Source organism: Actinoplanes utahensis (genome assembly GCF_016862455.1).
GTDB classification, from domain to species: Bacteria; Actinomycetota; Actinomycetes; order Mycobacteriales; family Micromonosporaceae; genus Actinoplanes; species Actinoplanes utahensis.
Window position 1 is genome coordinate 282,172 of the sequence record NZ_BOMZ01000015.1, and the last position, 21,864, is coordinate 304,035.

A 21,864-nucleotide genomic window follows, 5' to 3' on the forward strand; every position below is an offset into this window, starting at 1 on the left:
GCAGGGCGGGGCGACGTAGATCACAATGCGCGTGAGAGAGTGTTGACCATGCAGCGTGCTCGCCGACTCGCCACCGCCGTTGTCGCCGCGTCTCTCGCCGTGGGCGGGCTCTCCGCCTGCCGGTCGGAGCCGACCGTCGCCGCCTACCTGGGTGACTCCGAGACCGTCTCCGAGCGGGAGGTCCAGGAGATCTGGGACGACGCCCACGACATCCTGACCACGCAGGCCCGCGATCAGGCGGCCGCCGCCGAGAAGGCGCAGCGTGCGGAGGAGGAGAAGCGCACCGGCAGCGGTGAGAAGGTGCGGCCCGCGCCGACCATCACGGCCAAGCCGGTGCAGATGCCGTTCAGCCGCGCGGACATCGTGCACGCCCTCGTCGCCCGGGACCTGTACGACCGGGTCGCCGCCGAGCGGCAGGTCCGGCTGCCCGACACGGTGCCGTACGATGCGGTCGCCGCGGACCGGAAACTGCCCGCCGGCACCGATTACGTGCGGGTGCTCACCGAGGGCCTGCTGCTGCGCGAGCTGCTGGTGGAGTCGTACATGACGTCCGCGACCACGCCGGAGGAGGGCGACATGCGCGAGGTGTTCGACGCCTTCGTCTCGGTCGGCGGTGTCCAGCCCGGGCAGGACTTCAGCGCCTGGAAGGCCGAGCAGTCGGAGCAGAACCTGAAGGTGGTCGCCGCCGTCGGGCAGGTCCGGGACCGGATCCAGGCGGCCGCCACCGATCTCGGCGTCAAGGTCAACCCGCGCTACCACCCCTTCGAGGTCAGCGTGCTCTGGCTCCAGGACGAGACGACGAAGCTGGACCTGATCAAGACCAGCCTCGGCGACGACCAGTCCGTTCCGGTGGCCGACGTCTCTTGAGCACCCGGATCGTCCTTCTCGTCACCTCGCCGCGACTGCCGGCCGGGCTGCTCACCGCCGAGGCGTGGGACGCGGTCCGGGCGTACCCGGTCTTCGCCGCCGCGGACAGCGCCCAGGCCGTGGCGCTGCGGGTCACCGGTGTCCCGGTCACCGTCCTGGACACCGACGCCCAGGGGTTCCTCGACGCGATCGCCGGGCAGCCGGCCGCGGTCTGGCTGGCCGGTCCGGACGGCGATCAGGCCTTCGCCCGGCAGTTGGGGCTGCGGCTGACCCGCGAGCCCGGCCTGGCCGAGCTGGAGCTGATGTACGGCTCGTGGGACCCGCCCGGCGCCCGGCTGCTCGACGTGGTCACGGTGATGGACCGGCTGCAGTCACCCGGCGGCGACCCGTGGAAACGGGCGCAGACCCATCAGACGCTCGCCCCGTACCTGCTGGAGGAGAGCTACGAGGCGTACGACGCGATCGTCGGCGAGGATCTCGGCGCGCTCCGCGAGGAGCTCGGGGACGTGCTGCTGCAGGTGGTGCTGCACGCCCGGCTCGCCGAGGAACGCGACGAGAGCGACCGCTGGGACATCGACGACGTGGCGGGCGCGCTGGTGGAGAAGCTGATCCGCCGCAATCCGCACGTGTTCGCCGGTGAGCGGGTCGCGGACATCGAGGAGATCACCGCCAACTGGGAGCGGATCAAGCGCGAGGAGAAGGCCCGGGACTCGGTGCTGGACGGGATCGCGCTGAGCCAGCCGGCCCTCGCCCTGACGGCGAAGATCCTGCAGCGGGCGGAGCGGGGCGGGGTGGACGTGCCCCTGCCGGACCGCGACGACCTCGGCGGCCTGCTGCTGAAGGTGGTGGCCGAAGCCCGGGCCGCGGGCCTCGACGCGGAGGCCGAACTGCGTGCGGCCGCCCTGGAATTCGCGGCGGCGGTGCGTGCGGCGGAAAATGTCGGTGGCGCCGAGTAGTTTCGGGGCATGCCGGAGTTCGTAACGCTCGCCGAGCGCATCGTCGACGCCCTGCTGGAGAGCGACCCCGCCGCGGCGTCCTTTGCGGGCGATCACCGTTTCGACGACCGTCTGCCCGACCACTCCGCCGCCGCGGTCGCCGCCCGGGCCGCCATGCTGCGCGACGCCGGTGACGCGCTCAGCGGTGTCGACGCCGACGGTCTCGGCGCGGAGGACCAGGTCGACCACGCGATCCTGACGGCACGGGTGGAGCGGTCCCTCTTCGAGCTGACCGAGATCCGCGAGCACGAGTGGAACCCGCTGGACCACAACCCCGGCCCGCTGCTGCACGCCCTGATCGCCCGGCCGTTCGCCCCGCTCGGTGAGCGGCTGACCAGCCTGGCCGGCCGGCTCGCCGCCCTTCCGGACGCCCTGGCCACGGCCCGTGCGGTGCTGCGCGACGTGCCCCGCATCCACGCCGAGACCGCGGTCGGCCAGTTCGCCGGCACGGCCGGGCTGATCCGTGCCGAGGTGCCCGCCCTGCTGGCCCGCGAGCCGGGGCTGCGCGGCACGGTGGAGCCGGCCGCCGACGCCGCCCTGGCCGCGCTCGGCGAGTTCGACGGCTGGCTGCGTGCCCGGCTCGACAGCGGCGAGCCCGGCCGTGACCCGCGGCTCGGCCGCCGATTGTGGGAGGCCCGGCTCTGGCACACCCTGGACACCGAGTTGTCCGCGGCCGAGGTGCTGTCCCGCGCCCGGGACAACCTGGACCGGGTCGGCGCGGCTCTGCGGTCGGCCGCGGCCGAGCTGACCGGCGGCCCGGCCACCGACGAGACGGTGCGCCGCGCCCTGGACGCGATCGCCGAGCGCCGCCCGGGCAACGACACCATCGTCGGCCTGGCGAAGTCGACGATGGACGAGGCGACCGCTTTCGTTCGGGAGCACGACGTGGTCTCGCTGGTGGACGATCCGTGCGTGATCGAGGAGATGCCGGAGTTCGCGCGTGGCGTCGCGGTGGCCTATTGCGACGCCCCCGGCCCGCTCGAGACCGCCGACGTGCCCACCTTCTACTGCATCGCGCCGGCCCCGGCGGACTGGCCGGCCGAGCGGATCACCAGCTTCTACCGGGAGTACAACGACGAGATGCTGCGCAACCTCACCGTCCACGAGGCGATGCCCGGCCACTTCCTGCAGATCGCGCACGCCCGACGGTTCCGGGCCGCCACCCGGGTGCGGTCGCTGGGCTGGTCGGGGCCGTTCGTCGAGGGCTGGGCGGTCTATGCCGAGGAGCTGATGGCCGATCTCGGTTTCGGCGGGCTGCCGGTCCGCCTGCAACAGCTCAAGATGCAGCTGCGGATGACCCTCAACGCGATCATCGACCAGCTGACCCACTGCGAGGACCTGCCCGAGGCCGAGGCGATGGCGCTGATGACCGAGCGCGGTTTCCAGGAGGAGGGCGAGGCGGCCGGCAAGTGGCGGCGGGCGCTGCTCACCTCGACCCAGCTCTCCACCTACTTCGTGGGATATTCGGAGGTGGCGGCGATCGCGGCGGCCCGCCCGTTCGGCGCGACCCCGAAAGCCTGGCACGACGCGATGCTGGCGCACGGCTCCCCACCGCCGCGCCACCTGCGCACCCTGCTGGGCGTCTGACTTCCGGCGTGTGGGGTTCGGGCCTGCCTGGCGGCCGGACTCGACACGCCGGTGGCGGGGTCAGTCGCGGCGGTCGACGAGGCGGGCGCCCGGCGGGACGGTGAAGTCGGCCTCGTCGGCGCCCGCGCGGTAATCGGTGAGCACCATCTCCACCGGGATGCCGCCGACCGTTCCGGTGAAGGCGGCCACCATCCCGTCCACGGTCACGCAGACGTCGAAGTCGGCGGAACCGGCCACGGCCAGGCAGGAGGCGTGCCGGCCGGCGATGGTCGTCTCGCGGGGCTCGGCGGTCACGGTGGGGTCGATCGCGGCCGTTTCCAGCAGGTCGAGGACCGTGCCGGGGGTGACCAGGCCGGTGCCGGCCGGCACCCCGTCGGTGTCGTCGCCGGCCGGGTCGGTGGCGGTGCAGACGGTCTCGCCGGAGGTGGTGGCGCACCGGGTCAGGGCGGTGGCCGTGCGGATCGTCCGGCCGGACGGGAAGACGTAGGAGCCGCGGGCCGGCTCACCGGACCACGCCACCCGGGCGGTGCCGCCGCCGGCCAGCCGGTAACCGGCGGTCCAGGTGGTGGCGCGGGCGGTGGCCACCCGGTCGGCCGCCTCGGAGATCAGGTCCTCGCGGGCCGGCCCGGCGGCGCTGGCCTGACCGCCGCCGGCGCACCCGGCCGGGCCGAGCAGGACGAGGGCGAGCAGGGCGGGCCGGAGCGGGCCGCGGGCGGGCGGGGTGGCGGGCACGAGACCACCCTTGCGTACCCGCGCACCCCACGCAAACGAGTATCCGGCGACCGTCGTCGATGAATGGAGGGCTTCCGTCCCGCAATTCACGGGACGGAAGCCCTCCATTCATTCGGTTTCCACGCGGCGAATGAGAATGCGAAATCCGGGATTCAGCGGGCCTCCACGGCCTCGGCGAATACCTCGTCCGCGAGGCGCTGCGCGGCCGCGGCCTCCCGGCGGGCCGCCAGCTGCAGCTGCAGCACGTACCGGCGGATCACCTTGGCCTGGCGCTCGTCCTGGTCGAAGATCGCCACCATCTCCACCATGAGCGGCCCGCGGACCGGCACCTGCTGGCGGATCGAGCTGACCCGCAGCGCGATCGCCGGGAACTCGACGATCTCGTCGCTGAGCTGGATCCGCAGCCGCATCTCCTGGCCGGGCCGCAGCTCGACGCCGGTGAAGTGGGCCCGTACCGAGTGCTCGCTGATGTCGTGCACGTACCCGATCGCCTCCGGTTCGCCGGGGCGGACGAGCAGCACCGATTCACCGCCACCACCGCGTACGTAGTTGCGCAGCTGCTCGATCTCCACCTCGCCGACCATCCGGAGGTCGATCCGGTTCTCGTCGATCCGCTGCACGGTGCCGCGCCGGCTGTGCCGGCCGCGCGGGCCGGCCGGCCATCGCAGGGTCACCGGGGAGCCGACCGCCAGCGCGATGTCGGCGAGGGCCAAGGACAGCGTCACGGTGTCGCCGGAGGACTCGACCAACCGGACTTCCGGGAGGATCTGCCCTCCGGTGTCCAGCTCGACACGGGAGGAGTCGGCGGGAAACAGGCTACTGGTCATAGTGCCCAGAGGTTCGGCAGGTACGCCGCCGGTTTGAGGCGATCCGGGGGTGCAGTTGACCGGCCCCGCGAACGAGTCATCGCCGGACTCGATACGCTCTGCGGGTGTGGTCGGCCCGCAGGGTCGCGGACCGAAACTGTATTCGTACAAACGTTAGGGAGCGACACGACCAATGGCCACCATTGAAGCAATCGTCGCCCGCGAGATCCTCGATTCCCGTGGCAACCCGACCGTCGAGGTCGAGGTCGGCCTGGACGACGGTTCCGTCGGCCGCGCGGCGGTGCCGTCCGGCGCCTCCACCGGCGCCTTCGAGGCGCTCGAGCTCCGCGACGGCGACAAGAGCCGCTACCTCGGCAAGGGTGTTCTCCAGGCGGTGGAGAACATCGAGGAGAAGCTGATCGACGAGCTCGTCGGTTACGAGGCCTCCGACCAGCGCCTGATCGACCAGAAGATGCTCGACCTCGACGGCACCGCCGACAAGTCGGACCTGGGTGCCAACGCGATCCTCGGCGTCTCGCTCGCCGTCGCCAAGGCCGCCGCCGCCTCCGCCGAGCTGCCGCTGTTCCGCTACCTCGGTGGCCCCAACGCGTCGCTGCTGCCGGTGCCGATGATGAACATCCTGAACGGTGGGTCGCACGCCGACTCCAACGTCGACGTCCAGGAGTTCATGATCGCGCCGATCGGCGCGCCGACCTTCCGCGAGGCCGTCCGGGCCGGAGCCGAGGTCTACCACGCGCTCAAGTCGGTGCTGAAGAAGAAGGGCCTGTCCACCGGCCTCGGCGACGAGGGCGGCTTCGCGCCGAACCTGTCGGCGAACGTCGCGGCCCTGGAGCTGATCGCCGAGGCCGTCCAGGCCGCCGGTTACACCCTGGGCAGCGACATCGTCCTGGCCATGGACGTCGCCGCGACCGAGTTCCACAAGGACGGGTCGTACGTCTTCGAAGGCGCCCCGAAGTCGACCGACGAGATGATCGCGTACTACGCGAAGCTCGCCGCCGACTTCCCGATCGTCTCCATCGAGGACCCGCTGGACGAGGAGGACTGGGCCGGCTGGAGCGCGCTGACCGCGCAGCTCGGCGACAAGATCCAGATCGTCGGCGACGACCTGTTCGTCACCAACCCGCAGCGCCTGGCCCGCGGCATCGCCGAGAACGCCGCCAACGCCCTGCTGGTCAAGGTGAACCAGATCGGCTCGCTCACCGAGACGCTGGACGCCGTGGACCTGGCCCACCGGGCCGGCTTCAAGACGATGATGTCGCACCGCTCGGGCGAGACCGAGGACGTCACCATCGCCGACCTGGCCGTCGCGGTCGGCTCCGGCCAGATCAAGACCGGCGCCCCGGCCCGGTCCGACCGGGTCGCGAAGTACAACCAGCTCCTGCGCATCGAGGAGCAGCTGGAGAACGCCGCCCGGTACGCCGGTGCGGGCGCGTTCCCGCGTTACCGCGTCGGCTGACGGCTCGGCGAGGATCATCGAGTTTGGTGGCACCCGGCCCGGAGACATAGATTCTCTGGCGGGTGCCACCGGACACGTGAGACGGCTAGCGGGGGGAGGGCGGAGATGACCGAACGCCGCACACCGAGCGGCCAGGGCCCGACCCGCCGCCGGACCGGCACGGGCGGCCGGCCCACCCCGTCCCGCACGTCCGCCCGCTCGTCGCCGCGCGCGAAGAACACCGGACCGGTCCGGGCGCCGTCGGCACGGCGTACCACCGAGGGGTCTCGAAGCGGCGCAGCCGCCGAACGCACCGACGCACCCCGCCCCCGCGCGTTGACCAGCCGGGCCGCCATCCTCATCGGCCTCGTCGTGGTCCTCGCGCTGGTCTACACCTACCCGCTGCGGATCTATCTGGAGCAGGAGTCCGAGATCGCCGAGATGGAGAAGGCGCTCGTCGACCGGCAGAGTGAGATCGCCGAGGCCCAGAAGCAGCTGAAGAAGTGGAACGATCCGGAGTACCTGCGCATCCAGGCCCGGGAACGGTTCAACTACGTGCGCAAAGGCGAGGCGCCGCTCCGGGTCGTCGACAGTGCGGAGGGCGTTCCGGACGCCACCAGCCTGACCCCGGCCGGCGCCCCCGACCGGTGGTACGACACCCTGTGGGGCAGTGTGCAAGCCGCCAACGCAGAGCCAACCGACGCGAAGCCTCAGGACTGATCCTCGACCCATGGACGAACCCACACCCACCGACCTCGACATCGTGGCGGCCCAGCTCGGCCGTCGCCCGCGAGGCACCCGCGCCGTCGCCCACCGCTGCCCGTGCGGCAATCCCGACGTGGTGGAGACCTCGCCCCGCCTGGACGACGGCACGCCGTTCCCGACGCTGTTCTATCTGACCTGCCCGCACGCCACCGCCGCGTGCAGCCGACTGGAGTCCGCCGGCGTCATGCGGGACATGCAGGAACGACTGAGCACCGATCCGGAGCTGGCGCAGAAGTACGCGGCCGCGCACCAGGACTATCTGGACCGCCGGACCGCGATCGACGACGTTCCGGAGATCAAGAACGTGTCGGCCGGTGGCATGCCGGACCGGGTCAAGTGCCTGCACGTCCACCTCGGGCACGCGCTGGCCGCCGGGCGGGGCGTCAACCCGTTCGGTGACGAGGTGCGGGACGCGATCGAGCCGTACTGGGCCGGTGGCCCCTGCGTCCGGATCGCGGCCGGCGAGTGATCGTCCGCCGGGCCAGGACCGGGGACATCCGGGCGATCCGGTCCCTGGTGGACACGTACACCGGCGACCGCCGGCTGCTCAGCAAGGCCACCGTCACCCTGTACGAGCAGGTGCAGGAGTTCTGGGTGGCCGAGGACGAGGGCGGCCGGGTCGCCGGATGCGGCGCGCTGCACGTGATGTGGGAGGACCTCGCGGAGATCCGGACCGTCGCCGTCGACCCCGATCTGCGCGGCCGGAAGATCGGCCACAAGATCGTCGCCGCGCTTCTGGACCAGGCCCGCGAGCTGGGCGTACGCCGGGTCTTCTGCCTCACCTTCGAGACCCGGTTCTTCGGCTCGTTCGGATTCACCGAGATCGACGGGGCGCCCGTGCCGCATCCGGTCTACGAGCAACTGCTGCGGTCGTACGACGAGGGTGTCGCCGAATTCCTCGACCTGGAACGGGTCAAACCGAACACGCTGGGGAACAAGAGAATGCTGCTTCACCTGTGAGCGCTCCGGACGTGCTCACAGGTGCGCGCCGGAGCGGAGTGGGGATGACGGCATGAGCGCCCGGGTGGCAGCCATCGACTGCGGGACCAACGCGATCCGTCTGCTGATCGCGGACGTGGCCGGGGACGAACTGACCGACGTGTCCCGGCGGATGGAGATCGTCCGGCTCGGGGAGGGCGTGGACCGGACCGGGATGCTGGCTCCGGAGGCGATCGAGCGTACCCGCAAGGCTCTTCTCGGCTATGCCGCGGAGATCGCCGAACTGGGTGTCTCGCGGGTGCGGATGTGCGCCACCTCGGCCAGCCGGGACGCCTCCAACGCGCAGGACTTCCGGGACATGGTCCGCGGAGTGCTGGGCATCGACCCCGAGGTGATCACCGGCGTGCAGGAGGCGCAGCTCTCCTTCGACGGCGCGGTGCGCGGCCTCGACGCCGAGGGCCCCTATCTGGTCTTCGACCTGGGCGGCGGCTCCACCGAGTTCGTCACCGGCACCCGCGGCGTCGAACAGTCGATCTCGATGGACATCGGCTGTGTCCGGATGACCGAGCGGCACCTGCACAGCGACCCGCCCACGGCGGACGAGATCGCGGCGGCCGAGGCGGACGTGGCGAAGGCCGTCGACACGGCCCTGGCGGCCGTGTCCGGCCGGTCGGCGAAGACGCTGGTGGGGCTTGCCGGGACGGTCACGACCGTCGCGGCGCTCGCTCACGACCTCGAGGTGTACGACTCCGCGCGCATCCACCACAGCCGGGTCGACGCCGCGGCCGTGGCCCGGGTGACCGACGAGCTGCTGGCGATGACCGTCGCCGAGCGTCTCGCCCTGCCCGTGATGCACCCCGGGCGGGCCGACGTGATCGGCGCGGGCGCCCTGATCATGAAGTCGATCATCGAGCGTTCCGGCCACGACTTCGTGATCGCCTCCGAGCACGACATCCTGGACGGCATCGCCTTCGGCCTGGCCGACTAGCTGACCTTCGGCAGGGCCGGTCGGCGCTCCTTCGGCCTGGCCGATCAGCGCGCCTTCGGTTGGGCCGTCGGCGTTCCTTCGGCAGGCTGGCGCCCCTTCGACAGGGCTGGCGCTTCTTCGGCTTGGATGCCGGCGCGCTTTCGGCTCGGTCGGCCAGCGCGCCTTCAGCTTGGCCGGGTAGCCGACTGCACGAAACCGACCAGCTGGCTGAAAGGAAACTGGGAGGGGGATAACGCGCGGGTGACGGCGGTGGCTATCCTCGCGTGCCGGCCATCGGTGCCGGTGCGATCCCTCGAAAGGAACACCCCGATGACCGACCCGGTGGTGCCGCCCCAGCACGGCGCGCCGTCCTACCCGCCTCCGCCCGCCGGCGGTCAGGGTTACCCCGCGCCGAATGCCGGCGGTCAGGGTTACCCCGCGCCGAATGCCGGTGGTCAGGGCTACCCCGCGCCGAATGCCGGTGGTCAGGGTTACCCCGCGCCGAATGCCGGCGGCCAGGGCTTCCCGCCTCCGCAGGCAGGTGGTTTCGCCCCGCCTCCCCCGCCGAACGCCGGTGGCCCGGGATACCCCCCGCCTGCCGCCGCTTCCCCCTTCGAGCAGGCGCCGAAGAAGAAGGGCTTCAAGAAGCTCCTCGGTATCGGCGGCGGCCTCGGTGTCGCGGTCGTCGTGCTTCTGCTGAAGTTCGGGATCGGCGCCGGCATCGGCGCCGCGGTGGCCGAGGACAAGACCGCCGACGCCAAAGCCGGTAGCTGCATCGCGGTCAAGCAGACCGTGACCGAGAAGACCACCGAGGTGGACGCCGAGACCGTCGACTGCGGCTCGGCGGATGCCAAGTTCTCCGTCGTCGGCCGGGTCGAGGGCACCACCGACCTGAACAGCACCGCCTGCGACAAGTATTTCAAGGAGACCGACGACGCCGCGCTGCTGCAGGGCGGCGAGGGCGAGGGCAAGGACGGTTACCTGCTCTGCGTGGTCACGAAGAAGAGCTGACCACTCTCCGGCGAAAGGGCGGGGCGACAGCCCCGCCCTTTTCTCGCGCCACGGTAGTGTGCTGTTGACGCTACTTCGGATTGCGCAGTAGTGTGCTCCGCGTGGATGCGACCCAGCTACTCAAGGGTGTCCTCGACCTGGCCGTCCTGGCCGTGCTGCGCGACGAGGACGGCTATGGCTACGACATCCTGCGCCGCCTGCGCGCCGGCGGCCTCGAGGAGGTCGGCGACGCCTCGGTCTACGGCACGTTGCGCCGGCTCTTCAACGCCGGCCTGCTGAACAGCTACGTGGTGCCCAGCGACGAGGGCCCGCACCGGAAGTACTACGCACTCAACGAGGCCGGCCGTGCCGAGCTGCAACGCTCCGGCAAGGTCTGGCAGGGCTTCGCATCGATCATGGAAGATCTGCTTCGCGAGCGGGGGAAGGCGTGAACCTCACGGCACAGGACGAGATCGCCGTCTACGTCGAGGGCGTCCGGCAGGCGCTCGCCGGCGTGCCGGCGGGGATCCGCGACGAGCTTCTCGAAGACCTGCCCGAGCATCTGGCCGAGGTCCTGGCGGAGGGCGGCGGCTCGCTCACCGAGCGCCTGGGCCCGCCGGAGGCCTACGCGGCCGAGCTCATCGCCAGCGCGGGCATCCCGGCCGCCGGCGCACGACCGGCGGGCGGCCGGTCGCGCCTCGCGGACCAGGCCGCCGAGACTGCCGCCCGGCACCGGGCCCGCCTCCGTGGGTTCCTGGACCGGGCCGACGTCCGGATCGGCCCGCTGCTGGGCTATCCGAAGGCCAGCGACTTCCTGGTGCTGCTGCGTCCCGCCTGGTGGGTGCTCCGGGGCTATCTGGCCGCCATGGCGGCCGCCGTCATGCTGCACGACCACAGCTCACCGCTCGGCCTGCTGCCGCGGGTCGGCGGCGACGACTTCATCGCGCTCCTGCTGCTGACCCTCGGCATCCTCGGGTCCGTCTGGCTGGGCCGCCGGACGGCCCCGGCGGGGCGGTGGCGGCGGCGTGCGATCCGGTTCGGCAGCGCGTTCCTGGTGCTGTTCGCCGTGATCGGCTTCTTCGAGGTGGACTCCGCCGCCCAGCAGGACTCCTATCAGGAGGTCAGCTACAACGGCGGGCCGTTCGGCGGCCTCGACGACGTCTACGTCTACGACGGTCAGGGCCGGCTCCTCACCGGCGTGCACCTCTACGACCAGAACGGCAGCCCGATCCTCCTCGGCGACGGGTACTGCTATGACGAGACCGGCATCGCGCTTTTCGAGAGCCGCGCCATGGGCTACCCGCAGTGCCCGGACACGCCGCCGTTCAACGAGCGCGGGCCGGGTGCGGCAGCCGACCCTCGCGCCACACCGGACGCCTCTCCGGCCACACCGGATGCCTCTCCGGCCGCGTCGGCTGCCTCTCCGGCCACGCCCGGCGCTTCGTCAGCCGCACCGGCCCCCTCCTCCGCCGCGCCGACGGTGGGGCCGAGCGCGGAGGCGAGCGTGCCCGCCGCGCCGCGCTGACACCGACCCGGGTGCGCTCGGATTGCGGCGGGATGTTGTGCTGATCGGGTGCTCCCGTCCGGCGCGTCCGCGCGTACCCCCGAGGAAGTCGCCACGCAGGCGGCCGCAACCGCCTCGCTGACCTCGCTCGACGCCCGCATCGCGGACTGTTTCGCCTGCCCGCGGCTGGTCGCCTGGCGCACCGACGTGGCGGTGACCAAGCGCGCCGCCTTCCGTGACCAGGATTACTGGGGCCGTCCGCTGCCGGGGTTCGGGCCCGCCGACGCCGAGATCGCCATCCTCGGGCTGGCGCCGGCCGCGCACGGCGGCAACCGCACCGGCCGGATCTTCACCGGCGACCGCTCCGGTGATGTGCTCTTCGCCGCGTTGCACCGGGCCGGCCTGGCCAATCAGCCGACCAGTGTGGCCGCCGACGACGGCCTGGCCCTGCGGCACACCCGGATCTTCGCGGCGGTGCGCTGCGCCCCGCCGGAGAACAAGCCGCTGCCCGCGGAACGGGACACCTGCGCCCCCTGGTTCAGCCGCGAGTTGCAACTGGTCCGGCCGACGCTGCGGGTGGTGGTCGCGCTCGGCGCTTTCGCCTGGGCCGCCTGGTGGCCGGCGATGATCAAGACCTATGGGGTACGCCCACCGGTCCCGCGCCCGAAATTCGGGCACGGCGCCCAGGTCAGCGTGCCCGGCGTACCGGTCCTGCTGGGATGTTTCCACGTCAGCCAGCAGAACACCTTCACCGGCCGGCTGACCCCGGCGATGCTGGACGAGGTGTTCGGCCGTGCAAAGGCTCTGGCGGGTTTGGCATGATGCTCGCGCCGACAACCCTCGAGTCACGGATCTGAGCCCCCGCATGGACTTCGCCGCGCTCCGCCGATGGTGGCCCCTGGCCGCCGTCCTCGGGCTGCTCTTCGTGATCGCCTTGGCCGCCACCCGGTCCGAGCCGCAGCTCGACCAGATCCGCCCGGAGTCGACGGTCACCACCCGGCCGCCGCTGCTCCCGTCCCGCCCGACCGCGGAGCCCAGCGCCCGGGCCGTTCCCGAGCCGGCCCAGGGCCTGCCCGACTGGGTGGGCACCGCCACCCTGGCCGTGCTCGGCGCCGGCGCGCTGCTGATGGTGATCGGCCTGTGCTGGGCGCTGATCCGCGACTATCTGCGGCGCCGTCCCGCGCGGACCGGCCGCCGGGGCGAGTCGCGCCGCCCGCAGCGCACCGCCGAGGACCTGGTCGCCGCGCTCGACGCCGGCCTGGAGGAGCTCTCCGACACCGACCGCGACCCACGCCGGGCGGTGATCGCCTGCTGGGTCCGGCTGGAGGACGCGGCCGCCGCGGCGGGCACGCCACGGCATCCCGGGGACAGCCCCACCGACTACGTCGGGCGGCTGCTGGCCGAGCAGCGGGTCGACGCCGGGGTGCTGGCCGCCCTGCTGGCCGTCTACCGCGAGGCGCGGTACGCGACGCACACCGTCGACGACCGGATGCGGCAGCAGGCCAGGTCCGCGCTGGAACGCCTGCGTGCCGATCTGGACGCCTCCCGGGCCGAAGCCTTCGTCCGCTCCGAGGTGCAGTCATGAGCGACGGCGGGCTCGACGATCTGTTCGGGGCGGCCGAGGGCCGGTACCGGACCGAGGAACCGGCCGAACCGGTCACCAGACGCCGGTCGCTGGCGATCACCGTGGTCGGCAACGCCGTGATCATCGGCCTGGCCGCCGTGGTGATCGTCGCCGGGCTGCGGATGCTCGGGCTGAGCATCTCGCTGCTGCTGCTTCTCGCCCTGCTGACCGGTCTGCGCCTGCTGATCCATGCGGTGTCGGTGGTCGCTCCGCCGCCCACGCCCCGGTTGCGATCCCGGATCGGTTCGGACGCCGGCCCGGGTGAGGACGCGCTCCGGGCCGCGGTCCGCCGCTGGGAGCGGAACCTGGACCGGGCCCACTCCGATCCGGATCTGTATACGCGTAACGTTCTGCCGGTGCTCGCGGAACTCACCGACGAACGGCTGCGGCTGCGGCACGGGATCACCCGCGCCACCGACCCACGCCGGGCGCGGGAGCTACTCGGCGACGATCTATGGTCGGCGCTGTCCCAGCCGGGCCGTCGGGCGTTGAAGGCCCGGGACGTCGAGACATACCTAGACACCATGGAACGACTGTGAGAAAGGTGCGCCGGTGACGCAGGCTCTTCCCCCGTACGAGGTCGGGCGGCTGGCCGGGGCGGTCCTCGACTCGGTCAACTCCGTCGTGGTGGGCAAGCGGGAATCGCTGGAGCTGGTGCTGGCCGGGATCCTGGCCGGCGGTCACGTGCTGCTGGAGGACATGCCAGGTCTCGGCAAGACGTTGACCGCCCGGTCCTTCGCGCAGGCGCTCGGGCTCGACTTCCGCCGGCTGCAGTTCACCCCGGACCTGCTGCCCGCCGACGTCACCGGCTCGTTCCTGTACGACCAGCGCAAGGGCGACTTCGCCTTCCGCGCCGGCCCGATCTTCACCAACATGCTGCTCGCCGACGAGATCAACCGGACGCCGCCGAAGACCCAGGCCGCCCTCCTCGAGGCGATGCAGGAGAAGCAGGTCTCGGTCGAGGGCGTCACCTACCGCCTGGACCCGCCGTTCCACGTGATCGCGACGGCCAACCCGATCGAGTACGAGGGCACGTACCCCCTGCCCGAGGCACAGCTGGACCGGTTCATGCTGCGGGTGTCGTTCGGCTACCCGACGGCGGACGAGGAGTGGTCGGTGCTCCAGCGCCGGATGTCCCGCCGCCAGGAGGAGGCCACTCTCAGCCCGGTGGTCGACGCCCGCACCCTTCAGGCGATGCAGAACGCGCTGGAGTCGGTGGCCGTCGAGGACTCGATCGGCCGCTACATCGTGGCGCTCGCCTCGGCCACCCGGGAGCACGGCGCGGTGTTGGTCGGCTCGTCGCCGCGTGGCTCGCTGGCCCTGCTGCTGCTGGCCCGTGCACGCGCCGTGATGGCCGGCCGGGACTACGTGGTGCCGGAGGACGTGAAGGACGTGGCGATCCCCGCGCTGGCCCACCGGATCACCCTGCGCCCGGAGATGTGGCTGCGCCAGGTGAACCCGTCGTTCGTGGTCCAGGAGGTGCTCACCGCGGTGCCGGCCCCGGCCAGCGGGGCGCTCCCGACCTATGCGCGGCATGACTGACCTGCCGCTGCTGCGCCCGGCCGTGCCCGGGCCGGGCGCCGGCGAGCCGCAGTCCGGGCCGCTCTGGCTGCCCACCCGGGCGCTGGGCCGGTCGGTGCTGCTCACCGGCCTGCTCCTGCTGCTCGGCGTGGCGCTGGGCCGGGTCGACCTGGTGCTGCTCGCGGCGCCGTTCGCGATCGGCGCCGCGATCAACCTGCGCCGGGTGCCGACCGCGGCGCCGGAGATCACCATCCGCGCCGACGAGAACCATCTCGTCGAGGGTGGCGAGGTGGACGCCGGTCTGACCGTCGCCAACCCGGACTCGATCGGCTACGACCTGGTCGTGGTCCGGACCCGGACCTCGCGCTGGCTGAAGCTGGAGCACTCGGACCGGCCCTTCGCGATCACCGTGTCCGCCGACGGCTGGGCCGCGATCGACCTGCCCGGCGAGGCGACCCGCTGGGGCCGGCAGGACGTCGGCCCGGCCGCCGCCCGGGCCGCCGCCTGCGGTGGCCTGCTGGCCTGCCGCCCGGTGGTCACCCCGGCCCGAGGGGTCCGGGTCTATCCGGTCACCGAGCCGTTCAACGCCGTCGAGGCGATGCCCGCCGCGGCCGGTCTGGTCGGCGCGCACCGCTCCCGGCGCCCGGGTGAGGGCGGCGAGCTCGCCGGGGTGCGCCAGTTCGCCCCCGGCGACCGGCTGCGCCGCATCGACTGGCGGGTCTCGCTGCGGACCCGGGACCTGCACGTCGCCTCCACCCTGTCGGACCGGGACGCCGAGGTGCTGCTGCTGCTCGACGTGCTGGGGGAGATCGGCCTCTCCGGCGGGGTACGCGGCGGCTCGTCGGTACTGGACACCACGGTCCGGGCGGCGGCCGCGATCGCCGAGCACTACCTGCACCGGGGTGACCGGGTCTCGCTGCTGGAGTACGGCGCGGCCGCCCGCCGGCTGCGCCCCGCCTCCGGCCGCCGGCAGTACCTGACCGTCCTGGAGTGGCTGCTCGACGTCCGTCCCGACCCGACCCAGACCGAGCAGTACGAGAACATCTTCGGCGCCCACCACGTCTCCTCGTCCGCGCTGGTCGTGGTGCTCACCCCGCTCGTCGACCCGCGGGCCGCCGACATGCTCGCCCAGCTCACCCAGTCCGGCCGTTACGTGGTGGCGGTCGACACCCTGCCGCCGGAGGCCGCGCCGCCGGTGAAGAACCAGTGGACGGCCATGTCCACCCGGCTGTGGCGGATCGAACGGGAGAACGTGCTGGGCCGGTTGCGTGAGCACGGGGTGCCGGTGGTGGCCTGGGCCGGCGCCGGCAGTCTCGACCTGGTGCTGCGCGACGTGGCCCGGCTGGCCTCGGTTCCGAGGGGGCACTGACATGCCGTCCAGGTTCACCGGCCGGGTGGAACGCTGGCAGACCGCGGCGCGGCGGGCCACCGCGGTGCCGTTCATCATCCGCTGCGGCATCCTCTTCATCGGCCTGCTCGCGCTTGCCGTGGCCTGGCCGGTCGAGATGCTGTCCAGCCCGCGGTACATGAGCGTGGTCGCGGCCGCGGTGATCTGGCCGGCGGTGGCCCCGCAGGGCAAGGGTGGCACCGCGGCGGCGCTCGCCGTGATCGCCGGCTGGCTGATCGACACCGCCGGCTTCGGCTCGCCGGTCACGCTGTGGCGGGTGCTGGCGCTGGCGACGCTGCTCTATCTGGCGCACACACTGACCGCGCTGGCGGCCGTTCTGCCGTACGACGCGGTGGTCAACCTCGACGTGCCCGCCCTCTGGCTGGGCCGCGCTCTGATCGTGGTGTTGATCTCCGCGGTGGTGATCGTCCTGGCCCTCGGACTGACCGCTGACCTGGGCGGGGACGCGTTCCAGATCGCCACGCTGGTGGGCCTCGCGGCAGCGACCGCTGTGACAATCCTCCTAGCACGTATGACCCGGCGTGAGTGAATTCTGAGTCTTTCGTCACTTGACTTCCGCCGTTGTGATCGTCACAGAACGGCGCATGAGACGGCCCTCGCGCGCGACAATAGGGGCGTGAATCCGCCGCGCATAGTCGTCGTAGGAGCAGGTCACGTCGGGCTTTACGCTGCCCTCCGCCTGTCCAAGAAGCTGAACCGCAATCGGGCTGAGGTCGTCGTCATCGACCCTGTTCCTCACATGACTTACCAGCCGTTCCTGCCTGAGGCAGCGGCTGGGAACATTTCGCCGCGACACGCCGTGGTGCCGCTGCGCCGGGAGCTGAAGAAGTGCCGCATCGTCTCCGGTGAGGTGACGAAGGTCGAGCACGCTCGCAAGACCGTCACGGTCCAGCCGATCGACGGCCCCGCATACGAGATGGAGTACGACCACATCATCGTGGCGCCCGGCTCGGTCTCCCGCACCCTGCCGATCCCCGGGCTCAGCGACATGGGCATCGGGCTCAAGACCATCGGCGAGGCCATCTACCTGCGCAACCACATCCTCGACCGGCTGGACGTCGCCGCCGCGACGCCCGACGAGGAAGTGCGCAAGGCATCGCTGAACTTCGTGTTCGTCGGCGGTGGCTTCGCCGGCATCGAGGCGCTCGCCGAGATGCAGGACGTGGTCGCCGACGCGCTGAAGTACTACCCGGAGCTGGACCCGAAGGAGGTCCACTTCATCCTGGTCGAGGCCAGCAACCGGATCCTGCCCGAGGTGGGCCCGGAGATGGGCGCCTACACCGCGCGCCAGCTCGCCGGCCGTGGCGTCGACCTGCGCCTGAGCACCTTCCTGCAGTCCTGCGTCGACGGTCAGATCGTGCTCTCCGACGGGGACACGTTCCGCGCCGAGACGCTGGTCTGGACCGCCGGTGTCAAGCCGTCGCCGATGCTGGCCAACACCGACCTGCCGCTGGGCCCCAAGGGCCACGTCAACTGCCTGCCCACCCTCCAGGTGGCGGACAACGAGACCAGCGAGCCGCTCGAGGGCGCCTGGGCCGCCGGTGACTGCGCCCAGGTCCCCGACCTGACCAACCCGGGTGCCTGGTGCTCCCCGAGCGCCCAGCACGCCGTCCGGCAGGCCAAGGTGCTCGCCGACAACATCGCCCAGGTGATCCTCGGCGGCGCGCCGAAGGAGTACCGCCACAAGCACGTCGGCGGTGTCGCGGGCCTGGGCATCAACAAGGGTGTCGCGCACGTCTACGGCATCAAGGTCAAGGGCTACCCGGCGTGGCTCATGCACCGCTTCTACCACGTGAGCCGGATCCCGTCGTTCAACCGCAAGGTGCGCGTGGTGGCCGACTGGGTGCTCGCGTTCCTGCTCAAGCGGGAGACCGTGGCCCTCGGCCAGCTGCACCACCCCCGCGAGGAGTTCACCGAGGTGACCCCGCCGGTGGCGCTGCCCACCGAGAAGCCCGCCACGGAGAAGACGGTGAGCGCCGGGTCCCGCTGACGGGCCAATGCCGTTTCCACTGCCTGGGCGGCACCAGCTACGGTGTTTCCAGGCCGCCCGGGTGGTGGAATGGCAGACACGGCCGCCTTAAAAGCGGCTGCCCAAAAGGCGTGCGGGTTCGAGACCCGCCCCGGGCACCTTCGACGCGGTCGCGGCGTCACGCCGCGACCGCGATCTTGCGCACACATGGGCCTTGACCAGCGGTGACGCGGGGCATTTTCAGGCTGCTCACAGGTTCCCGGTGCGGCGGGATGTCGACGGACGGCTTACCCTTGAACGACAGGCATAGCGCCTTGACCTCAAGGGAGGCTGGAAACAGTGAAGACTTCCAACCCGGTGCTCTCGCGCCTCGGCCAGGCGGCCGAGCGGGAGCGTACTGCCGGGTACGGGCCATATGGCCAGGCCCCGCAACCGGGTTATGGTCAGCCCGGTTACGGCGATCCTTACCCCACGGCGGCCGGTTACCCCGCGGCCCCGCCGGCCGTCGCGCCGATGACCCTCGACGACGTCGTCGTCAAGACCGTCGCGCTGCTCGGCATCACCGGCGCCTCCGCGGCCGCCGCGTGGATTCTCGTCCCGAACACCGTACTCAGCGCCGCCGCGTTCGGCGCGGCGATGGTCGGTCTCGTCCTGGGCCTGGTCATCTCGTTCATGCGGATGGCCAACCCGGCACTCGTGATCGCCTACGCGGTCATCGAGGGCGCGTTCGTCGGCCTGATCAGCAAGGCTTTCGAGAGCTTCTACTCGGGCATCGTCATGCAGGCGGTGATCGCCACCTTCGGTGTCTTCTTCGTGATGGCCGGCCTCTACAAGGCCCGCGTCATCCGGGCGACGCCGAAATTCGTCCGCGCCATGATCGCCATCATGGCCGGGCTCTTCGCGGTCATGCTGATCAACCTGGTGCTGTCGTTCTTCGACGTCAACACCGGCCTGCGTGACAACGGCGCGCTCGGCATCGGCTTCAGCCTGATCTGCATCGTGGTCGCCTCGTTGAGCTTCATCCTCAGCTTCAACGAGATCGAGGAGGGCGTGCGGATGGGTCTTCCGCGGCGCTACTCCTGGACGGCGGCGTTCGGCATCCTGGTCGGTCTCATCTGGCTCTACATCGAGATCCTCCGCCTGCTGAGCTACTTCCAAGGCGGCGACGACTGACGGTTCGTCCGTCGTCACCAGCAACGCCCGGCTCGTCTCCCCGCGGACCGGGCGTTGCCCCGACCTCAAGGAGAAGCCCGACCTGCGCCCCGGCGCCGGCCGGGCTTCTCCCGTTTCCGGCGTGTCTTCCACCCGCTCGGCCTTCCCCATCCCGGACAACGTCGCGCTCGCCGGGTTTCTCCTGGGCACGGCGCCATCGTGCTCGTCGCGCCCATCCTGGGCCAGGTGCCATCGTGCTGGTCGGGCAGTTCCTGGGCCAGGTGCCATCGTGCTCGTCGGGCTTCTCCCAGGCCGGTGGCATCGTGCTCGGCGGGCTTCTCGTGAGTCCGGTGCCATCGCCCCGCGCTGGGCGGCCTCCTCCCGTTTCCGGGTATCGTCGCCGCGTGCCCGACTTCGCCACCTCCATCGAGCGGCTTCTGACCAAGATCCACCACTGGGATGAGCCGCGGTGGCGAACCGCCCTGCCCGCCGCCGGCGCGCCTCTTCCCGCCGGCGCGCCTCTTCCCGCCGCGGGCATTCCGGCTCCGGCTCCCACCGGCGAGACCACTGTTTCCACCACGGGCACTTCGGTCCCGGCCTCAGGCGTCTCGGCTGTCGCTGCGGACGGCTCAACCTCGCCCGTTGGGGCCTCGACTGTTGCTGCCTCTACCTCGCCTGTTGAGGCTGCGGCTGTTGCTGGGGGCACCTCGACCGCGCCCGTGGGGGCTGCGACTGTCGCTGCGGATGTCTCGACCTCTGCTGCCGAGACATCGGTTCCCGAAGCTTCGCTTCCTGTCGCGGGCACCCGCTCGCAGTTGGTGCAGGCCCTCGTGCAGGCCCTTGCCGACCTCGGGGCCGAGGCGGAGAATCGCGCGAAACGCCCCGTCCCCTACCTTCACGACCTGGTGCTGAGCGACCAGCTCCGGGTCCTCGCCGACGACATCCTCGCCGCCGCACCCACCGCCGACCTGCTCGAACGGGCCACCGCAACTGTCGACGAGGTCCGCCGCACGCTCTGACGGCGCGTTCCCGGCCACCGCAGGCGCGTGTCCCGGTGAACCGTTCGTCGGCCGACGGACGGAATGAGAACTCGGCCACCAACGCGAACTGCTCGCCCGCGAACTGCTCGCCCGCGAACTGCTCGCGGCCGGGGATTGTCTGTTCACAGGTGGGCAAGCCCGGCATCGGGTGGGGAAGCCCGGCGGGTGGGGAAGCCCGGCACCGGTCACTTCCGGCTGGTTCTCACTGCTGACCCTGCTGGCTGATTCGCCGCCCCTCTTGTCGATCGGGGAGATTGCGCTGTCCGCCCCACCACGCGCTCACCAGATCCAACCCAGCGGACGAGAACCCGCCCGCCCGCGACGGAGTCACCCCTTCCACCCCTTCCGCGCGAGATCTTGTGAGTTTCGGGCGAACCGATTCACCACAACCTCACAAGATCGACAACCGGCGGGCAAGCAATTGGCCAGCAGGGTCGCTGCCGTCTCGGGGCCGGCGAGACAGCAGCAGCGACTAGCCGGGAACCTCCGGCTGGCTCTGGCTGCCTCGAAAGTCGGCCATCGCCGCAGCTCACGCCTTGATCGAAAGCGTTATGTCAACCACGCCCCGCGGCCGACTATCACGCACGCGTCGGCGAGGCTCTCCAGCAGCACCGCGAACACCGGCCGCAACGCGGTGATCGGGTCGGCACGGCCGTCGCAAGGACAACGGATGGCTGTCTCGACCGGCGGGAGACAGCAGTAGCGATCAGCGGGGACCCGGCTGGTTCTGGCTGCTGACTCGAAAGTCGGCCATCACCGCAGCTCACGCCTTGATTGAAAACGTTATGTCAACCGCGCCCAGTGGCCGACTTTCACGCACGGCGTGGGCGTCGCAAGGACACGGATGGCTGTCTCGAGCGGCGGGAGACAGCAGTGAGAGCCAGCCGGACAAGACTGCTGCTGGGCGGACACTCTCCACGGCCGTGCCGCTGCGAGACTGTTCGCCGCTGGGTCCTGCGAACGGCGGGGGTAGTGGGGTCAGGGCCAAGGGACGGTGGTCAGGGCGTCGAGTTCAGGGACGGCGCTGCGGTCTTCGCGGGCCAGGATGGTGAGCAGATGTTCGGCTTCGGTGAGGGTCACGTGGCGGCCCAGGGAGTGGTCGGCCTCGGGGTAAGGGGTCTCCAGCCAGAGGGGCGGCTCGTGGTCCTCGCAGCGGACCTGGACGATGGCCTGCGAGCGGGATCGGAAGACGGCCCAGTTTTCGGGTGTTCGGATGATCTGGTTGCGGATTCGGGCGACACAGTTCTCCAGGGTGTCCGGGAGAGGGATGGAGGCCCAGCCGTGGTCGACGGTCTGGTACGTGAACTCCAGCAGGTCCTGTTCGGGCTCGCGCGGGACGGTCAGCAGCTCGGGAACGACCTCGTCACCGGCGAAGATCGTGCGGAGCGCCGGCCATGCGGAAACGCGGGGAAGATCGATGGGGTACCGGGCGGGCGCGTCGGGCTCGACCGTCCCGTGCCGGGCACCCGACCCGGCGGGGCTTTCCGGCCCTTCTAGGTCGTAGGTCCCGCCGAAGGCGCTGACCTGGTCGAAAGAGTCGGC

General features: G+C 71.5%; 23 protein-coding genes and 1 tRNA gene. 21 read left to right on the top strand and 3 right to left on the bottom strand.

Annotation, left to right across the window (positions count from 1 at the left end):
- The first annotated feature begins 48 nt into the window (after positions 1-48).
- Genes Aut01nite_RS04910 through Aut01nite_RS04920 form a run of 3 tightly spaced genes read left to right on the top strand, consistent with a single transcriptional unit; the run spans position 49 to position 3,449 of the window.
- Positions 49-867, top strand: a complete 819-nt coding sequence (locus Aut01nite_RS04910) for a DEAD/DEAH box helicase family protein (protein WP_152628465.1) — start codon at positions 49-51, stop codon at positions 865-867.
- On the top strand, positions 864-1,823 hold the full coding sequence (locus tag Aut01nite_RS04915; protein WP_043522128.1) for a nucleoside triphosphate pyrophosphohydrolase: 960 nt from the start codon (positions 864-866) through the stop codon (positions 1,821-1,823). Before Aut01nite_RS04910 ends, Aut01nite_RS04915 begins: the two co-directional genes overlap by 4 nt.
- Positions 1,824-1,832: 9 nt before the next feature.
- Positions 1,833-3,449, top strand: a complete 1,617-nt coding sequence (locus Aut01nite_RS04920) for a DUF885 domain-containing protein (RefSeq protein WP_043522127.1) — start codon at positions 1,833-1,835, stop codon at positions 3,447-3,449.
- A 60-nt stretch (positions 3,450-3,509) separates the two neighbouring features.
- Here Aut01nite_RS04920 and Aut01nite_RS04925 read toward each other — a convergent pair whose 3' ends face one another.
- Together Aut01nite_RS04925 and Aut01nite_RS04930 are read right to left on the bottom strand one after the other, a co-directional pair.
- Entirely contained in the window at positions 3,510-4,181 is a 672-nt protein-coding gene (locus Aut01nite_RS04925) for a hypothetical protein (RefSeq protein WP_052163150.1), read from the bottom strand.
- Between the two features lie 152 nt (positions 4,182-4,333).
- The gene (locus Aut01nite_RS04930) at positions 4,334-5,008 is read right to left on the bottom strand and encodes a PilZ domain-containing protein (protein WP_052163149.1); all 675 of its coding nucleotides are present in this window, start codon (positions 5,006-5,008) and stop codon (positions 4,334-4,336) included.
- Between the two features lie 172 nt (positions 5,009-5,180).
- On the opposite strand from Aut01nite_RS04930, the gene eno reads away from it, so the two are divergent.
- The 18 genes from eno to Aut01nite_RS05020 all read left to right on the top strand — a co-directional run bounded on the left by eno (position 5,181) and on the right by Aut01nite_RS05020 (position 20,301).
- Positions 5,181-6,464, top strand: coding sequence for a phosphopyruvate hydratase (gene eno, locus Aut01nite_RS04935; RefSeq protein WP_043522126.1), 1,284 nt, complete (start codon positions 5,181-5,183; stop codon positions 6,462-6,464).
- A 105-nt stretch (positions 6,465-6,569) separates the two neighbouring features.
- Positions 6,570-7,163 carry an FtsB family cell division protein gene (locus tag Aut01nite_RS04940; RefSeq protein WP_043522125.1) on the top strand — a complete coding sequence of 198 codons (594 nt, stop codon included), beginning with the start codon at positions 6,570-6,572 and terminating at the stop codon, positions 7,161-7,163.
- Positions 7,164-7,173: 10 nt separating this feature from the next.
- Positions 7,174-7,677: a DUF501 domain-containing protein gene (locus Aut01nite_RS04945; RefSeq protein ID WP_152628464.1), complete on the top strand. Its 504-nt coding sequence runs from the start codon at positions 7,174-7,176 to the stop codon at positions 7,675-7,677.
- The gene (locus Aut01nite_RS04950) at positions 7,674-8,168 is read left to right on the top strand and encodes an amino-acid N-acetyltransferase (protein WP_052163148.1); all 495 of its coding nucleotides are present in this window, start codon (positions 7,674-7,676) and stop codon (positions 8,166-8,168) included. Before Aut01nite_RS04945 ends, Aut01nite_RS04950 begins: the two co-directional genes overlap by 4 nt.
- Before the next feature lie 52 nt (positions 8,169-8,220).
- Positions 8,221-9,135 (top strand): Ppx/GppA phosphatase family protein, encoded by a 915-nt coding sequence (locus Aut01nite_RS04955; RefSeq protein WP_173476629.1) that lies wholly within the window; start codon positions 8,221-8,223, stop codon positions 9,133-9,135.
- 309 nt (positions 9,136-9,444) lie between these two features.
- Positions 9,445-10,125: an LppU/SCO3897 family protein gene (locus Aut01nite_RS04960; protein ID WP_052163147.1), complete on the top strand. Its 681-nt coding sequence runs from the start codon at positions 9,445-9,447 to the stop codon at positions 10,123-10,125.
- Between the two features lie 101 nt (positions 10,126-10,226).
- Positions 10,227-10,556: a PadR family transcriptional regulator gene (locus tag Aut01nite_RS04965; protein WP_043522255.1), complete on the top strand. Its 330-nt coding sequence runs from the start codon at positions 10,227-10,229 to the stop codon at positions 10,554-10,556.
- Positions 10,553-11,629: an HAAS signaling domain-containing protein gene (locus Aut01nite_RS04970; protein ID WP_063958702.1), complete on the top strand. Its 1,077-nt coding sequence runs from the start codon at positions 10,553-10,555 to the stop codon at positions 11,627-11,629. Before Aut01nite_RS04965 ends, Aut01nite_RS04970 begins: the two co-directional genes overlap by 4 nt.
- A 48-nt stretch (positions 11,630-11,677) precedes the next feature.
- Positions 11,678-12,430, top strand: a complete 753-nt coding sequence (locus Aut01nite_RS04975; RefSeq protein WP_052163146.1) for a uracil-DNA glycosylase — start codon at positions 11,678-11,680, stop codon at positions 12,428-12,430.
- A 43-nt stretch (positions 12,431-12,473) separates the two neighbouring features.
- Positions 12,474-13,193: a DUF4129 domain-containing protein gene (locus Aut01nite_RS04980; protein WP_043522122.1), complete on the top strand. Its 720-nt coding sequence runs from the start codon at positions 12,474-12,476 to the stop codon at positions 13,191-13,193.
- The gene (locus Aut01nite_RS04985) at positions 13,190-13,771 is read left to right on the top strand and encodes a hypothetical protein (RefSeq protein WP_043522121.1); all 582 of its coding nucleotides are present in this window, start codon (positions 13,190-13,192) and stop codon (positions 13,769-13,771) included. The genes Aut01nite_RS04980 and Aut01nite_RS04985 overlap by 4 nt, the downstream gene beginning before the upstream one ends.
- Before the next feature lie 13 nt (positions 13,772-13,784).
- Positions 13,785-14,774: an AAA family ATPase gene (locus tag Aut01nite_RS04990; RefSeq protein WP_043522120.1), complete on the top strand. Its 990-nt coding sequence runs from the start codon at positions 13,785-13,787 to the stop codon at positions 14,772-14,774.
- Positions 14,767-16,122: a DUF58 domain-containing protein gene (locus tag Aut01nite_RS04995; protein ID WP_043522251.1), complete on the top strand. Its 1,356-nt coding sequence runs from the start codon at positions 14,767-14,769 to the stop codon at positions 16,120-16,122. The genes Aut01nite_RS04990 and Aut01nite_RS04995 overlap by 8 nt, the downstream gene beginning before the upstream one ends.
- A 1-nt stretch (position 16,123) precedes the next feature.
- A complete protein-coding gene (locus Aut01nite_RS05000) occupies positions 16,124-16,690 on the top strand; it encodes a hypothetical protein (protein ID WP_043522118.1) in 567 nt (188 codons plus the stop codon).
- A gap of 87 nt (positions 16,691-16,777) precedes the next feature.
- Positions 16,778-18,151, top strand: a complete 1,374-nt coding sequence (locus tag Aut01nite_RS05005) for an NAD(P)/FAD-dependent oxidoreductase (protein ID WP_043522117.1) — start codon at positions 16,778-16,780, stop codon at positions 18,149-18,151.
- 55 nt (positions 18,152-18,206) lie between these two features.
- A tRNA-Leu gene (locus Aut01nite_RS05010) sits at positions 18,207-18,288 on the top strand.
- A 181-nt stretch (positions 18,289-18,469) separates the two neighbouring features.
- Entirely contained in the window at positions 18,470-19,303 is an 834-nt protein-coding gene (locus tag Aut01nite_RS05015) for a Bax inhibitor-1/YccA family protein (protein WP_043522116.1), read from the top strand.
- A 383-nt stretch (positions 19,304-19,686) separates the two neighbouring features.
- Entirely contained in the window at positions 19,687-20,301 is a 615-nt protein-coding gene (locus tag Aut01nite_RS05020; protein WP_152628463.1) for a hypothetical protein, read from the top strand.
- Positions 20,302-21,300: 999 nt separating this feature from the next.
- On the opposite strand, the gene Aut01nite_RS05025 is transcribed toward Aut01nite_RS05020, so the two are convergent.
- Positions 21,301-21,864, bottom strand: a 564-nt coding sequence (locus tag Aut01nite_RS05025; RefSeq protein ID WP_204037439.1) for a hypothetical protein, incomplete at its 5' end; no start/stop codon positions are given.

Bases quoted from the DNA above. Each gene is read 5' to 3' on its own strand.
- Aut01nite_RS04995 (WP_043522251.1), top strand. From the start codon at position 14,767: ATGACTGACCTGCCGCTGCTGCGCCCGGCCGTGCCCGGGCCGGGCGCC.
- Aut01nite_RS04920 (WP_043522127.1), top strand. From the start codon at position 1,833: ATGCCGGAGTTCGTAACGCTCGCCGAGCGCATCGTCGACGCCCTGCTG.
- Aut01nite_RS04985 (WP_043522121.1), top strand. From the start codon at position 13,190: ATGAGCGACGGCGGGCTCGACGATCTGTTCGGGGCGGCCGAGGGCCGG.
- Aut01nite_RS05000 (WP_043522118.1), top strand. From the start codon at position 16,124: ATGCCGTCCAGGTTCACCGGCCGGGTGGAACGCTGGCAGACCGCGGCG.
- Aut01nite_RS04940 (WP_043522125.1), top strand. From the start codon at position 6,570: ATGACCGAACGCCGCACACCGAGCGGCCAGGGCCCGACCCGCCGCCGG.
- Aut01nite_RS04910 (WP_152628465.1), top strand. From the start codon at position 49: ATGCAGCGTGCTCGCCGACTCGCCACCGCCGTTGTCGCCGCGTCTCTC.
- Aut01nite_RS04980 (WP_043522122.1), top strand. From the start codon at position 12,474: ATGGACTTCGCCGCGCTCCGCCGATGGTGGCCCCTGGCCGCCGTCCTC.
- Aut01nite_RS04955 (WP_173476629.1), top strand. From the start codon at position 8,221: ATGAGCGCCCGGGTGGCAGCCATCGACTGCGGGACCAACGCGATCCGT.
- eno (WP_043522126.1), top strand. From the start codon at position 5,181: ATGGCCACCATTGAAGCAATCGTCGCCCGCGAGATCCTCGATTCCCGT.
- Aut01nite_RS04945 (WP_152628464.1), top strand. From the start codon at position 7,174: ATGGACGAACCCACACCCACCGACCTCGACATCGTGGCGGCCCAGCTC.
- Aut01nite_RS04930 (WP_052163149.1), bottom strand. From the start codon at position 5,008: ATGACCAGTAGCCTGTTTCCCGCCGACTCCTCCCGTGTCGAGCTGGAC.
- Aut01nite_RS04960 (WP_052163147.1), top strand. From the start codon at position 9,445: ATGACCGACCCGGTGGTGCCGCCCCAGCACGGCGCGCCGTCCTACCCG.